Annotated in this window: 12 protein-coding genes; all 12 read right to left on the bottom strand. The window is 41.0% G+C overall.

The annotated features are described in order from the left end of the window. Positions 1-1167 (bottom strand): glycosyltransferase family 4 protein, encoded by a 1167-nt coding sequence (locus QZZ23_RS01575; RefSeq protein ID WP_292466449.1) that lies wholly within the window; start codon positions 1165-1167, stop codon positions 1-3. An 87-nt stretch (positions 1168-1254) separates the two neighbouring features. Then, positions 1255-3210, bottom strand: coding sequence for an amylo-alpha-1,6-glucosidase (locus QZZ23_RS01570; protein ID WP_292466448.1), 1956 nt, complete (start codon positions 3208-3210; stop codon positions 1255-1257). Positions 3211-3244: 34 nt separating this feature from the next. Beyond that, entirely contained in the window at positions 3245-5209 is a 1965-nt protein-coding gene (locus QZZ23_RS01565; protein WP_292466447.1) for a glycoside hydrolase family 15 protein, read from the bottom strand. Continuing rightward, positions 5206-6015 (bottom strand): V4R domain-containing protein, encoded by an 810-nt coding sequence (locus tag QZZ23_RS01560; protein WP_292466446.1) that lies wholly within the window; start codon positions 6013-6015, stop codon positions 5206-5208. The genes QZZ23_RS01565 and QZZ23_RS01560 overlap by 4 nt, the downstream gene beginning before the upstream one ends. Before the next feature lie 46 nt (positions 6016-6061). Further along, entirely contained in the window at positions 6062-7258 is a 1197-nt protein-coding gene (locus QZZ23_RS01555) for a glycoside hydrolase family 57 protein (protein WP_292466445.1), read from the bottom strand. Beyond that, entirely contained in the window at positions 7255-8385 is a 1131-nt protein-coding gene (locus QZZ23_RS01550) for an alpha-amylase (protein ID WP_292466444.1), read from the bottom strand. The genes QZZ23_RS01555 and QZZ23_RS01550 overlap by 4 nt, the downstream gene beginning before the upstream one ends. Then, positions 8382-9257, bottom strand: coding sequence for a mechanosensitive ion channel family protein (locus tag QZZ23_RS01545; RefSeq protein ID WP_292466443.1), 876 nt, complete (start codon positions 9255-9257; stop codon positions 8382-8384). The genes QZZ23_RS01550 and QZZ23_RS01545 overlap by 4 nt, the downstream gene beginning before the upstream one ends. After that, the gene (locus QZZ23_RS01540) at positions 9254-9967 is read right to left on the bottom strand and encodes a DUF432 domain-containing protein (RefSeq protein ID WP_292466442.1); all 714 of its coding nucleotides are present in this window, start codon (positions 9965-9967) and stop codon (positions 9254-9256) included. Before QZZ23_RS01540 ends, QZZ23_RS01545 begins: the two co-directional genes overlap by 4 nt. 30 nt (positions 9968-9997) lie before the next feature. Then, positions 9998-11071 carry a magnesium/cobalt transporter CorA gene (corA, locus tag QZZ23_RS01535; RefSeq protein WP_366931292.1) on the bottom strand — a complete coding sequence of 358 codons (1074 nt, stop codon included), beginning with the start codon at positions 11069-11071 and terminating at the stop codon, positions 9998-10000. Positions 11072-11116: 45 nt separating this feature from the next. After that, complete coding sequence (locus QZZ23_RS01530; RefSeq protein WP_292466441.1) at positions 11117-12283, bottom strand: glycosyltransferase family 4 protein; 1167 nt, start codon at positions 12281-12283, stop codon at positions 11117-11119. 26 nt (positions 12284-12309) lie between these two features. Beyond that, on the bottom strand, positions 12310-13287 hold the full coding sequence (locus tag QZZ23_RS01525) for a DUF4921 family protein (RefSeq protein WP_292466440.1): 978 nt from the start codon (positions 13285-13287) through the stop codon (positions 12310-12312). A gap of 3 nt (positions 13288-13290) precedes the next feature. After that, positions 13291-15090 (bottom strand): glycosyltransferase, encoded by a 1800-nt coding sequence (locus tag QZZ23_RS01520; RefSeq protein ID WP_292466439.1) that lies wholly within the window; start codon positions 15088-15090, stop codon positions 13291-13293. Positions 15091-15226 lie beyond the last annotated feature (136 nt).

Here is a 15226-nt window from a genome sequence, read left to right as displayed (position 1 = left end):
TCATGTATTTTTATTATAAACATCAATCGTGTTTCTGGCAATGTTTTCCCAGCAGAACTTTGTATTTACCAGTTCTTTACCATTGTTTCCCATAAGGGGCGTTTCAGAATCCAGTCCACCAAGTGCATAATTAAGTCCCCATGCTATGGATTCAGGCGTCCTGTAGCTTATCAGCCCATTCTGGAAATTATCAACTATATTTACTGCATCCGTTGCAATCACTGCCTTGTTTGCATCCCATGATTCAAGTACCACAATTCCAAAAGGCTCATTCCTGCTTGGAACACATGTCATATCACATGCGTTTGCCCAGTCCTTAAGTACTTCATCAGGCGAATAACCCAGGAAATGGCATGCATGGCCAATGTTTAGATCGTTGGCAAGATTCTGGCAAAATGGCCTCATTTCCCCTTCACCTATGAATACGAAATGTGCCCCCCAATTCCCGTCAAGTACTTTCGGAATAGCCCTTATAAGTAAATCAGGTCCTTTCTGGTAGTTCATTCTTCCGGTGAATAGTACTACAGGTGCAAACGGATGGATGCCATAATTTGTCTTAATTAATCCTGAATCCACATCTTTCTCCATTTTTCCCGGAGATATCCCGTTAGGTATTACAGATATTTTATAATCCGGAATTCCATAGATATTCTGAACTTCCCTTTTGAAATTATCCGACGTGATTATCACTTCTGAACTTTCATATCCTCCAAGCCATTCCCGGTGGGAAACTTCATTGGCTGTCGGAGAATTCAGGTTGATGTTCCCATTACGTCCCCATTCAGTACTATGATACGTCATTACATAAGGTTTTCCACATTTGTACTTTATTCTGTTAAGTACATTTACAGGATGCCAGTCATGTCCGTGTACAATATCAAAATCCCCGTGTTCTCTTGATACCTGTACAAACCTTGAATACATTGCATCGCACATTTTATCCATTTGGGTCAATATGCCCCCGGATTGGTCGAAGCTGCATCTCTGGTAATGTACTCCGTTTATTTCATCATAATCTCTATACCACCCGCTCCGGGTGAATATATGAACTTCATGTCCTAGCTTTACCAGCTGCTCTGATAACTCAGTCACATGGGGAGCTAATCCTCCTACCTTAGCAGAATGAAGACTCTCCCATGAGAACATTGCAATTCTCATTGATTCCATATTCCCACACTCAAGTAAGTAAATCCCCAAAACCAATAATAAAAACATGCTTTAAATATAATATACTTTGCGTACAGAGTTAAAAATTTATAATAAGATATCTTCTATATAAGAGCGTGTTATCTCAGCCACACTCCAGGCCTGTGAGACACATCCACCAGGATTGTGTGGTTTGTCACCATCAAACACCTCTGATATAGAACCGATTCCTGCTTCATCAATGTGTTCCTTTATTCCATTAAGGAAAGTCTTGAGATTGTCTTTAAGGCCAGGTATGTCCTGGTATACTTTTCTGTAAGCTGTTATATACGGGCCAAGCAGCCAGGGCCAAACGGTTCCGTTATGATAGGCACTATCTCTCGTTTCTGTGTTACCTTCATATTTCCCTTTATATTTACTATCAAGGGGTGAAAGAGTCCGCAAACCGTAAGGTGTCAGCAATTCTTTCGTGACCACATCAACAATACTTTTTTCCATTTCATGTGATAGCATGGTATTAGGAAGAGAAACTGCAAATATCTGGTTTGGTCTGATTGAAGCATCTTTCCAGTGTTCTTCTGCAGAGCCGGAAATACAGTCATAAATACAGTCATTTTCTTTATTCCAGAATTTCTCCCTGTAACTTTCCTTTGTTAATCCTGCAATCTCAAGAAACATGGAAGTATCCATTCCAAGGTGTTCACCTATTTTGCTTGCTTGCATCAGTGCATTGTACCAGAGAGCATTGATCTCACATGTTTTCCCACTTCTTGGAGTGATCTCCCAGTCCCCAATCTTTGCATCCATCCATGTAAGCTGTCCTGCATGTTCTATCAGGCCGTCATCATCCATTCTGATACTAAAGGAAGTGTCTGTACGGTAGTTATCCAGTATGTTTTCAACAGTAGGCCAGAGTTTTTCAGTAAATTCAACATCTCCCGTGTAATCAAGATATCTTCCAACAGCGTGAACAAACCAGAGTGATGCATCTACTGTATTATAAAGAGGTGAATGAGATGCATTTTCAGGGAAGTTATTAGGTATGAGTCCGTCTTTGCAGCTAGCGGCAAAAGTGGATAATATGGACCTTGCATCACTGAACCTTCCGGTTACAAGTGTCAGGCCAGGGAGTGAGATCATGGTATCCCTGCCCCAGTCCCCGAACCAGTGATAACCTGCAATAATGGATTTGGATGAAGTTGACCTTCTGTTAACTATAAAAGAATCACCGGCAATGAGAAGTTTTTGGAAAAATATATCTTCATTTTCATCTATCAGTTTTCCATCAACAAGTTCCTTTTTGCGTTTTTCTTCATTTGCAAACAGTTCATCTACTTTTTGCATATCCCATTTTTTCTCAGGTTCTGTGGAGGCGATTAAAAAGCAGGAATTATCAGTTCCATCTATTTTCAAGTCAAAATATCCCGGATTGAAATTATCTTCCCTGTATGGATAACCTCTTGAAAGTTCTACTTCATATTCAAAATTGTGATACCAGTGCTCGTCTGCTTCGTACGGTATATTGGAATTTATTCTGAAAGAAGTACCCAGACTACTAAGTACAGTTCCTTTAGCAGATGCTTCCTGTATGAAGAAAAGTCGGTTCGCACTGCTGACATGGTGTATAGACCTGTTGTTGACTAGTGGCAATAATCTGAAAACACCTTTTTTTCCTGATGGGTTACTAATCTCATACTTCATTATGGTGGTGTTTTCACCATGTATCATCAGAACCTGTTTTTTAATGTTCATTCCGCCGGCATTGTAAATGAAAGCAGGATAAGGTTCAGTGTTGAATTTTTCAAGAAATTCATTACCATTGGGATAAACAATATCGGGGTATTTATGTACCGCAAGCTTATAAATATCCTTTCCAAGAATAAGTTCCTCGTCAAGGGATGAAAGCAGGACTTTTCTCTCAACAGGAGGATTCAATGAAGCTATCAATAAACCATGATATTTTCTGGTATTCGCTCCGATGACTGTGGAGGATGCATATCCTCCAAGACCATTGGTAATGATCCATTCCTTACTGGTTCCTGAAACATAATCAGCATAGTTCATGAAGTATCTGGCTCAGCATTTGATCGTATGAATGTTAGTCGTTGTCCAGATTCTTCTGGAGTTTGTCCAATAGCATTACATTGTCCAGCATCAGGGCACAACTCCAGCTTAGAGGTATGGCCCATGCAGGCATGCCTGTGTATTTATTGACCTGCTCCGGCAGCATTCCTGCTCCCGTGGTTCCCTTTAATGACCATCTGATATACTTGAGTGCATCATTGATCAGTGTTTTTAGCTCATCTTTCTCGCTATTGCTTTCATCAATGGTAATTGCCAGCTCAAGCAACGCTTTTGACAGCCACAGGGTTGTGACTATCCAAGGGTTGCCTTCGATATAATTATCATCCACATATCTCTTGATTCCAAAATGATCGTTAACAGGAACCCTGAGGTAATGTTCTATATTTTTGATAATGGATTTGATCATTTTTCTCTCTTTCTCATTGTGGGGTGAGAGCATATTGAAAGGAACAAAGGTACCAATTATACTTGCATCAATAACAGTGTCAATATTGCCATGTTTAATACCCCTGGCAAAATAACCTTCTTCAAGCCAGAATTTTTCGATTGTCGTACTCTTGATAAATTCAGCTCTTTCTATCCATCTGTCAGCAAGTCCTTTTTCATTATAATCCATAGCCATGTTTGCAGCTCCTATCAGTCCTGCATAAATGGCAGCATTTGTATAGGTGAATATCCCGGAATGTGTTTCCCATAAGCATATACATGTTTCATGCAGGCCAGTGGGGGTTCTTCTCATAAGATACTCTGCCGCACACAGTACAGTAGCCCACATGCTGTCAAGAAACTCTGCTTTTACAGGCTGTTCAAGGGTACGATAATAACTGTCCATTGCAAAAATAGTGGTACCGGTTTCATCTATTTGGGTTGAGTAATTGAAATTTCCCCACGATGGTGCAGTATTTCCGTCAAGCCAGTAACGCTGGAACCATGAACCGTCCTGAAGCTGTGTATTTTTACACCACTTGAAGAAACGTGAACAATATTCGGGGTAGCCCGCTTCCATTAGTGACGTTACAATTTCCGCAGAATCCCTGTTCCAGCAATATCCATATCCTCCACTCATCTCAAATTCATGGTCAAATTCAGGAGCTGCGATAAATGAACCTTTTCCCGGATCGTTCAATATGCTTAACGCAAGTAACGAGCGGTTGAAAGCTTTTAAGAGATCCTGCCTGAAAGTTTCAAAACCAGGATATTCAGGCATTTCAAGGAGTTTCTTTCTTGAAAGCCATTTGATCCATTTCTCCTGTGTTTCATTGTATATACTTTCAACAGATTCTTTCTGGACCTCACGCATCCTTCTGTAAAGTGCAGGTCTTCTTGATGCTGCACCAATAAATACAGTAATCTCAGCAGGTTTTGAATCATCAATATCCAGTTTCCATCCCACGGCACAGTTCAGGTTACCTATATCTTCGTTGTTTTTCTGGAGTTCACCGTCTTCCATGTCATATTTGGCATTTGTCCACCAGATGGTGTCCATGGCTTTTCCAACCTGCCATTCTTCAAACACGGGCTTTGAGCTAATACCCACATAGTAATTCTTCCAGTGTTGTGCCAGCAGGCCGGAATCATGGTCACAGAAAGCTGAGTTCTTTTTTTTCATTTCACCAACCTGTAGATTTGAGAAATAGAACAACTTCCCATGGAATTCTTTCTTTGAACTTATCTTATATTTGCGTACGAGCACCGGCAGGGTGGGATGAACAAAATCCAGAATATTCATGGAAAGTCCGGAAGGATGGATGAGTTCGGTGCTTACTATATTTGTATTGTCTATATATTTCTGGTCTGCTATCCATTCCCGGGCATTTGACCATATAAGCTCTTTTCCATCATACAGGCAGGCCTGTGAATCTTCAACATGTTGAGCAAAATCCTTTCCGGGATAATAGTACCCGAAGATCTCTCCCTTTTTCCCGATCGTTACCAAAAGTCTGTCATTGCCCAGTATTGCATTGGGTTGTCGTATCAATATGATTCGCCCCTGAGTAAATGCTCTATCTTTACTCCTTTTGGAGCAGGTGAAATTACGTGCTCACAGAAAGGGTCACCCATACTTTTACATCTTGTTTCCCTGACCTGGACAGTTCTGCTCAAAGATTCAGAAATGTATCCTGCAAGAAAACCACTGATATATCCGCATACAGGGACATCACTGTCTCTATATTCTCCTGCAATGAACGAGTCAGTGATTGTTGCGCTTCCTTTAAGTTCAACAGTATCAATGTCATAATCAAGAATACCCCAGCCTGCAGCCATAAGTAATTCCCTGAGGAGGTCAAGGAAGTTTTTGTCATTGAGATCTGTCATTTCGCGCAGATATTTTGCAGCACCTTCTCCGTTCTTCAGTCCGACTATGGTTAGCAGTCCTTCTGATTGTGGTACGTGTTCATTCAGAACATCGAGGAAATTTATAAAAGTCTTTGCCCTGATAATGATGGCTCTGTCACCAAGCAAGTGCAAGGGGAATTCTACAGATTGGATCACTCTGTTCTTTGAAAATCCCCAGTCTATATCAAGTACTACATTCATTTGTTCCAGTTCATCTGCAATACTTTTGATATCCCTGCCTTTTTTAGCCTCTGTGAACATAACATACTTGCCTTTGCTAGGATCTTCCGAGCTATCAAGGTACGCAAATCTGATGTCAAGGTTTTTCTCTGCAAAAAATGATGTTATATCTGCTTCAGAATGAACTGTGTTCTCATATATGACTTTGAACCAGACTACATCTGCTTCTTTGTCCACTTTGGAGAACGTATAAAGGTCTCTTACCATGTACTAACACTCCCGGTAAATAAGTAAGACTTTAAACAATATATTATTATTCTGTTAATGTGAGGGTTCTGAATACATGAGCCTTGAAATCTGTCAATGCTGCCATGAAGTTCACTGCTGCATCGTAAGGGCTGCTGTGTATGCTGAAATAGGAATGTACATCCCCGTCGCCAAGCCACTTTGTGCTCATGTAATAGTAGTGGTCTGATGTAAGCAGGTGTTTCCATATCCTCAGCAGTTCTGCATCACCAGTCTTTTTAACATAGCTTTCAAGAATTTTCATTTCCTCTAAACAACGTCGTTGCATATCATTTCCAAGCCATGCACTGGTATCCCTTTCAATATCAGCCCACGATATCGTGGAAAATTCACCTACATCTATCTCCCCGGCAGGTTTGTAGGCTTCAATTGTCTGTGACGGTGTAAGGAAACGCATCCCTCTATCCATAACCTCACCGGGCAGTGCCCCGAGGAAATCAAAGATGCCTGTTTCTTCCCACTGATGTTCGCCAAATGTTTCGTAATCCATGAAGATGTTCAGGGTTTCACCTGTATTCCCGGACGCCCAGTCTGCCCACTTACTGGCAGTAAGCGGATATTCTTCCCACCATATGGATGAAAAACGATATCCTATATCATCGCTTAATTTGTAATTGCGTAGCAGGACTGCTATATTCGCATCTTTTGCCTTATATACATGGTCAGGGGACCTGCCTGCAAGAACACGTTCAATACCCTCTGTCATTATTGCCTTATATCCCATCTGATCTGCGAAGCGCGCAATGCTGTTATTATACAGCATCTCTGTATTCCTGAATATACGCGGAGTGATTCCCAGTAGTTCAGATATGAGGTCGCGGTGCTCTTTCACCTCATCCATGAACTCTTCCTTTGATTCAAAAAGAGATGCAAGGGAATGATAACACGTTTCATCCAGGAATTCTATACATCCTGTTTCTGCAAGGTCGCGGAAGGAGTCAAGTACATCTTCTCCCCATTCTTGGCACTGCTCAAGCAGGGTGCCGGTAACTGACATGCTTGCCCTGAATTTACCATCGGTACTATCTGTAAGTTCGAGCAGGGTCCTGTTTGTAGGAAGGTAGCATTTCCCTGCAACTTTCAAGAATATTTCCTTATTTACAGCTTCGTCAAAGTACCTGTTAAAACCCTGTTTATTGTCAGGCCAGAACCACCTGAGCCGGTATGGCTGGTGGACCTCAAAAAAGGGACAGATGGAATTCATTTTTCTACCTCCAATATGGCACGTTCGATGTCGGAAAGTATTGAAAGGGTGTTAACGGCTCTTTCATACCCAAGGCGTCTTTCTTCAGAGTTCATTTCCAGGAAGTTCTCACTCTGTTGTAGGTAGCGATATATTCTTTTGATTTCCTTTTTGTTTTCCGGATACTTTATCGTTTTGAGCTTTTCACCAATATCTACAAGCTCATGCATAAAGAGGTGTTGTGCATGGTTTCCCAGCAGGTTATGCATTCCATAGCGTGCTGTTATCTTTGAATCAAGGGATGAAAGTTCTGTCTTTTCGAACATCTCCACGGCTTCTTCGGCTAACACCATTTTGATCCCGTGCTTTTTGAAACTCAGGGGAATTTCCTTCAGGAATTTGAGTATTTCCTTATTGTTCTGCAGGTGGGTGTTTATGGCATCATATTTTATGTAGAGAGTTATAACATCTCCTTCCATACTTGCTATCCATGATGCGAACTTATCTGCTATAAGTGGATATCCGGACCATGCCATGTCAGAAAATTTGATCTCAAGGTCCTCACTCAGTTTTATATGTCGAAGGAGTGTGGGGATATCATTGTTGTAAACATGCATGGGGTCATAACCATTCATTATGTTGTGGGAACCTTCTGAAATAAAACACTTGAATCCCATTCCTTTGAGCACTTTGAGTGCCTTTTTTTCAAAAAGAAGTTCGGTGTTCACAAATGTCTTTGCTTCCCTGCCAAAAATTTCCCTGATAATATTGACATCCATTTCAACCTGTTCCTTGAATTCTTTCATATCAGGGAACATTGAACAGACAGAGTGATAGTAAGGTGAGGCTGCAAAAGATACCTTTTTTTTGTCAAGTTTTCTGAAGCTTTCTATAACTTCAGGTGCCCATTTGCATTGCTCAAGGAACACACCGGACACATCCAGAGTATATTTGCCCCCGTTATTTATAGACTCTGCCAGGGTATCGTTAAGCGTTTCCACATTCTCCGCAAGTTTTGTGAAATTATGGAATGCTTTCTCCATATCAAAGTATTTCTCCATATGGACTTCACCATACCCTTCCCTGGGCCAGTACCAGCGCAGGGGTAGAGGCAGATGTACTTCAAAACAAATGCATACAGCTTTCATGATTCATCAATTCCATTATCCATGCCATTTTCCACATATCCTGCACGGCTATTTCTTGTATTGAGCTCGCTGGCAAACCATATTGTTCTTTGTGGGAAGGCTATCTCTATACCGTTCTCTTCAAGTGTCTTTTTTATTATCCAGAGAAGCTTTGTTCTCAGATCATACCATTCAGTGGCAGGTGCCCATACTCTTACAGTAATGTTGACTGAATTATCTCCTAAATTATCTACAAAAACATTAGGTGAAGGGTTAATAAGTGCATATGGCTGTTCATCTATAAGGTCCTTGATAATCTTTATAGCTATATCAGCATCGTCTTCGTAACGGATACCAACAACATATTCGAATCTCCTGGCAAGGTTTGCCACATAGTTTGTGATGCTGGTGGTGAATACAGTCTCATTTGGAAGCCTGACATAGAGTCCGTCAAATGTACGGATGATGGTCGATATTATTTTTATATCTTCAACGTATCCCATCTTGTTATCAATATTTACCTGGTCACCTATCTTTACAGGGCGTTCTATCATCAGAAATATGCCGGAGATGAAGTTACCTACTATGCTCTGGCTGGCAAAACCGATTACTATCCCCGCAAAACCACCGGCAACAAGCAGACCGGATGTGTTGATATTAAGTAAAGGAAAGATAAATCCTACGATTGCAACGATTACTATTCCGTAATAGATGGTTTTGAGCAGGATGTTGAGGTGTTCTTTGTCCATCTTGTCTTTAAGTGAGCGCTGCAGGTATATTGTTATACCCTTGCTAATTATAACAGCAAAAACTAATATGGCTATTACTGTGATTGCCTTTAGGAATGGATCTGAAAGTTGAGGGATATATGCTGCTATACTGCTGTTGTTCATAAACCGAACTCCATTATTCCCTTTGTTCCGTTGATTATGAGTTTGCGTGAAGTATAAAGTTCCATTGATCTTTTAAATCTTGAAGTGGTGGGATATGTGCTAAAATCGGTTTCGGCAAGGAGCTTATTTATGATCCTCATTGACGCTTTCACGCCAAGTCTTTTATCCCCGTAGTATATCTTCATTCCATAAGCATTGAAAACAGCTTTTGTGACTTCCATCAGGTGGCTTGAATCATTAATTATCTCAAGTTCTATGTATCCCTCATAGAGTGTATTTGTTTTGGGTATTTCGCTAAATACATCGCTTTCCCAGTGCCTGCAAATGAGTCCTTTATTGTGACCTCCATAAAGTGTGAACTTCACTCTGGAATATGTGAAGATATCAATTACTTCGTGGTTCCCTGCCTTGTCCGAAACGAATGCCCCTATTTCCACAGGAAATGTAAGATATATATTCCTCCTGTCACCAGGACGTATCAGAGCAGGGCGCTTGAAGTCTATGAGCAGGAATGATGTGAGCTTGCTTGGAAGATTTACTGGTTCTATAGGATTTATAAGAATATCACCATCGTTATTTAGCAATACAAGTTCAGTCTCTTCTTCTCCCTTCAACGTGCGTTTATATACAAGGTCGTTTCCCTGTTTCTCAACTGTGATGACAGTATCTTCAATTTCTACTGTAAATGGTGGATGATATATCTCAAACATTTTCTATCGGTGTCCGTTATCCAGTTTTTATTAAAGCCAGTTCTTTTTCCGGAAGTATATGTACATTGACAGGAATATTGTTATATTGATAGTCCAAACAGCAGGATATCCCCACTTCCATCCAAGTTCTGGCATATAAGTGAAATTCATCCCATAAATTCCGGCAAGGAATGTCAGTGGTATGAAGATGGTCGCTATGATGGTAAGTGTTTTCATAACTTCGTTCATCTTATTGCTGACGCTTGATAAATAGACATCCAGTATCCCCGAGAGTATATCTCTGTAAGTTTCCACAGTTTCGGCTACCTGTATCGTATGGTCATAGACATCTTTAAGAAATACAAATGTCGTATCTTCTATCAGTGGTGATTCGGTTCTTTCCAGCCCGTTTATAACTTCCCGAAGAGGCCATACAGACTTGCGCAGGTATATCATTTCCTTCTTCAGGTCATGGATATTTTGCAGGGTTTCAGGCGATGGATTCTGTATCAGTTTGTTTTCAAGATCCTCTATTATATCTCCAAACTTTTCAATTATTATAAAATAGTTGTCAACTATAGAATCCAGAAGAGCATATGCAAGGTAATCAGCACCCATCAGGCGTACCCTTCCTTTGGAATTCCTGATACGTTCCCTTAGAAAATTAAAAGTATCGCCTTCCATTTCCTGAAATGACAGTACAAAGTTTTTCCCGAGTATTATACTGACCTGTTCAGTCTTTACATCGGTATCGCCATCTTCAAACCAGAGCATTTTAAGAACAACATAAATGTAGGAGTCGTAATCCTCCATCTTTGGTCTCTGGCTTGTGTGGACAATATCCTCCATGACAAGAGGATGCAGGCCAAAGTGCTTACCGAGTTTTTCAATTATATCCACCTGATGTATCCCATCAACATTGATCCATGACACTGTGGGATAATCCTTGAATGGGAAACATTCCTCTACGTTTTCGACAACTCTTTCCTGATAGTTGTCCCTGTCATAGTCTATTATGGTGATTTTTGGTTTCTCAGTCCTCTCTTCTCCCACATGCACCAGACTTCCAGGTGACAGACCTGCTTTTCTTGAAACCCGGTTAGTTAATTTCCTGATACATAACACCCCTTTTGAACTTAACTTTCCTGAAATAAATATGATATTGAATGTTTATGAAAGCATGTTCATGTAAACATCAATGGTCATTTTGGCTATGTTATTCCAATTATATCTCGTTCCGATGAGCTTCTTTCCTTCCTTTCCAAGTTCATCATCAGCATAATTGTTAAAAACATGATTTATTCCCCATGCAATGGAATCCGGATTCTGGTAAACTATAACCCCGTCCTTGAAATTATCTATAAGGGATATTGCATTTGTTGCAACTATATTCTTGCTAACATCCCATGCTTCAAGCAAAACGATTCCAAATGGTTCGTTACGGCTTGGGACACATATAAGGTTGCAGGCATTCATCCATTTCTTCTTAACGGATTCATCGACATAACCCAGGAAATGGCAGCTGTCCTGAATGTTCAGCTCGTAAGTTATCCTTTCACATTCAGGTCTCATCTCTCCTTCGCCGATTATGACAAATTTTGCATCCCACTTGCTTGCAAGCACATCAGGGATAGCCCTTACAAAAAGGTCAGGTCCTTTTTGGTAATTCATCCTTCCCACAAAAAGGACAACTGGTGCAAAAGGGTGTATTCCATATTCTTCCTTTAGCTTGCCGGGGTCCACTTCCATTTGTATTTTATTCTCGTGTATTCCATTGGGTACGATGGCTATCTTGTAATCAGGAATCTGATAAAGGTGCTGTATCTCATTTGTAAGGATCGTGGATGTGGATATCACACAGGCAGACTCGTATCCGCCTCTCCATTCGCGGTGGCTTATCTCCATGGCCTCCCACCAGGTACCATGTTGATTACCATTTCGTCCCCATTCCGTACTGTGATAGGTTATGGCAAAAGGAATGCCGTATTCCTCTTTCAACCTGCAGACCAGGGTTACAGGATGCCAGTCATGAACATGTGTAATGTCAAAATCTCCAAAATCCCGTGTGGCTTCAACAAAGGCTGTGTGCATGGAATCACACATGCTATCCATTTGTTGTACTATGCCTCCATCAAGGGCATGGTAGATCCGATGATAATGCACTCCGTTTACTATTTCATAGGGAATCATATCCCTGTTCCGGGTGAATATATGAACTTCATGCCCCATTGTGGCCAGGGCTTCTGAGAGTTCGGTAACATGGGGGGCCAGTCCTCCAACTTTAATAGAATGAAGGCTTTCCCACGAGAACATAGCTATTCGCAATTTCTTTTTCATTTGTTTACCCCCTTTTACATAAGTTCCTATTCTTTCTCCTGCAGATGTTTTACAGCTACTTCTGGTGGCATAGTATTGATATAAATGTCCGTGTTCTTCTCAAAACCAGCTGCAATTGAAGTTACAGGAGCTATACGGACATTGAAATGGTAACTCTGGTCGTGTTCCAGCTGGAAGAACATGTAGTTGTATGCAAGTTCAGGTATGGTGTTATCCAGCAATGAAACTGCTTTCCTGATGCAGTCTCCCAGGGATAGTAACATATTATCGCTGAAGGATGATATGTGGTTCACATGTTCTTTTGGAAGCATCCACATCTCATAAGGTGATTTGGAATAGTATGGTGCTATCAGGATGAAAGCATCATTCTCGTACACCTGTCTTTCTTTTCCATTTTCCTTTTCAACTATCCTGCAGTAGGGGCAGTTTTCCATATCTTCTATTGCTTTCTTTTCTTTTAGGATGGAAGATGGCATTATGGGAAGCGCTATGAGTTGTGAGTGGGTATGTTCCAGCGAGGCACCTGCTTTCTTCCCCCAGTTCTTGAAAAGGGAGACATATTTTATTCCTTTCTGTGACTGGTAGTGCAGTACCCTGTCCCTGTAAGTCTTCATCAATAGAAGTATCTCATCGTCTGAAAAAAGATGTAATCTGTTTTCATGCAAAGGATTCTCTATGATCACTTCATGAAATCCAAAGCCTTTTTTGGCTTCAAATACAGCCTCTTCAACTTCCGGGGCATCAGGAGACAATGCAGGGTAAAGATTTGGAATACATCTTATATCCCATCCAGTAACACGTTGCTTATCTGTGTCCTTCAGGATTTCTCCTTTTTTGTACACAGCAGTTGCAAGAGGGGTCTCATCTTCATGGCACTTGCAGAATACACAGCTTGTAGATTGTATTTCATCGCCACAGGCTTTAGGTGCAGAGGGTCGTTTGCTCCTTCCAAATGCTATTATACAATGTTCATCAAGGAAATAGTGTTTGCGTATTTCAGACATATTTCACTCCATTCTTGTTCCTGTGAGAAGCTCATAGTATGTTTTTATAGGAACTTCCCAGTTCATGTCCCTTGCCAGCAGATTTGCTTCCTGGCAAAGAAGGTTGTACTTTACTTTATCATCTGTATACGTATCAATGAAATAATCCATTGCAAGGGCGTAATCCGCAATTGATTCAAGATATGGGATATTGATATTGTCAACAACTATTACTCCCCCCATACCCATTACAAGTCGTTTAAGGGTTTTAAGTGCGTCACTGAATCCGCATATCTTACTGACAATACTTGGAGTTGATTCCTTGCCTGCCTCAAGTCCTGTTAGCAGGAAAGGTTCATATTTTGAAGGGAAAATACCAGCGATACACCCTGCCATAAATTCGTCAGGTCTCATGTTAAGCCCACCATCATGGTCAGATATCCACTGTGGGTATAACACTGCTGAAACGTGCCTGGTACCATCAGGTATCTTTGAGCATTCAAGTCCCCTGGCTTTTATCATCTGTTGCAGGCGTATTTCCTCACCTACCAGTACTTCTTCAGGAAGGTTGATCGGGAAGTTCTCAGGGAGATTTGTCTTTGGACCCTGGGCAGCGATAAGGAAACATATTACACGATAGTTTTCATCAAGATGACCTGCATCGATCTCGGTTTTAACCATCCGGTCAAGTATTACAAGGGCATCGAGAAGATCCGGATAACCTTTGTTCTCGATCTCTATGCGGGATATTGAAAAAATAGGTATTATTCTGTCAGCTGGTAGTTTCTTGTTGTCATATACCTGATTAATTTTTTCAGAAAGGAATTCCTGTATCTTCTTCCTGCATTCTATTTTCTTTTCCCAGTCTATTTCATCATCATCTTTGTCTATTCCATTGCGGACGATTATGGAATCTATGCCGTAGAAAAGTTTAATTTCCTTGCGTGTTGAATCACCTACGGCTGTTACAACATCTGCGTATGCTGAAAGTGACTCCAGTTTTGCATGATTTACAGGTACACCTTTGTCCCATGAGCTGTCGTTGTCTCTTATCTTCTGGATAGAACGGTGTCCCGATGACCTTCCAGGAAGTGTTGCGTGGTATGTTGCCACAGTTTTGATACTTATGCCTAACTTCTTCAGACGAGCCAGTGCGTAGAATGCGCCAAATTCATGGCAATGGAGTGAAACATGCATTGCAGGCATAAGGGATGCTGCAAACTCTGATATTGCCTCATCTTCATACTCTTCTGAGCTTTTTTCCCGGGCAGTTACCAGTGCTTTTACAAATTCAGATATTGCATAGGAGAGGTTCAGATAATGCGTGTATTCCATGCCGTTACCCATACTCTCATAGGTCATGGAGTCAAGACCGATAAGGTCAAAAGCTTCTGCTTTAATCATACTGGCCAGGCACATTTCCTGTCCTTTGTATTCTCTGCTGACCCGGCAAAAGTCGTCGGTTTTAAACATCAGGTGTACTATTTTTACACCTTTTACCACTTCAAATCCGGCAAACACCTCTATTCCTTTTCTTTTCAATTCCTCAAGCGTTTCAAAGAGTTCACCTTCCGGTTCCATTTCTTCAAGTTCACTCATATCGGTGATGCGGTTTAGACCCTTGTTCCAGTCAGAGCCGCTATGGCCATAGTAAGGTCCTGCAACAATTATGCTGGGTGCTGTTTTTTCATCGATTATTCCTTTGCTTATCAAACTGGCAAGGCTCTTTGCTTCAGCATCGATTACATTCCAGATACCGCCCATCTTGTTGGATTTTGGTCCGGCTTCTTCCCCTGCTATTATTATACATTTGCTTTCAAGCATTGTTCCCTTCTCCCTTAAATATCTTTAATCTTTAATAGAGTCTCAATTATATATGAAAATATCTCACATGGATACTTAATAGAGGTTATCTAATCAGCTCCCAACCTCTTCCATTCTAATTAGACAAAACATTTTC

This window comes from Methanolobus sp. (genome assembly GCF_016278385.1).
GTDB lineage: Archaea > Halobacteriota > Methanosarcinia > Methanosarcinales > Methanosarcinaceae > Methanolobus.
Note: the sequence above shows the minus strand (reverse complement) of the source record. Positions and strands in the feature narration are given on the sequence as shown.

Coding starts and splice junctions, on each gene's coding strand:
- QZZ23_RS01525 (WP_292466440.1), bottom strand. CDS start 13,287: ATGTCTGAAATACGCAAACACTATTTCCTTGATGAACATTGTATAATA.
- QZZ23_RS01530 (WP_292466441.1), bottom strand. CDS start 12,283: ATGAAAAAGAAATTGCGAATAGCTATGTTCTCGTGGGAAAGCCTTCAT.
- QZZ23_RS01575 (WP_292466449.1), bottom strand. CDS start 1,167: ATGGAATCAATGAGAATTGCAATGTTCTCATGGGAGAGTCTTCATTCT.
- QZZ23_RS01550 (WP_292466444.1), bottom strand. CDS start 8,385: ATGAAAGCTGTATGCATTTGTTTTGAAGTACATCTGCCTCTACCCCTG.
- QZZ23_RS01545 (WP_292466443.1), bottom strand. CDS start 9,257: ATGAACAACAGCAGTATAGCAGCATATATCCCTCAACTTTCAGATCCA.
- QZZ23_RS01540 (WP_292466442.1), bottom strand. CDS start 9,967: ATGTTTGAGATATATCATCCACCATTTACAGTAGAAATTGAAGATACT.
- QZZ23_RS01560 (WP_292466446.1), bottom strand. CDS start 6,015: ATGGTAAGAGACCTTTATACGTTCTCCAAAGTGGACAAAGAAGCAGAT.
- QZZ23_RS01520 (WP_292466439.1), bottom strand. CDS start 15,090: ATGCTTGAAAGCAAATGTATAATAATAGCAGGGGAAGAAGCCGGACCA.
- QZZ23_RS01555 (WP_292466445.1), bottom strand. CDS start 7,258: ATGAATTCCATCTGTCCCTTTTTTGAGGTCCACCAGCCATACCGGCTC.
- QZZ23_RS01570 (WP_292466448.1), bottom strand. CDS start 3,210: ATGAACTATGCTGATTATGTTTCAGGAACCAGTAAGGAATGGATCATT.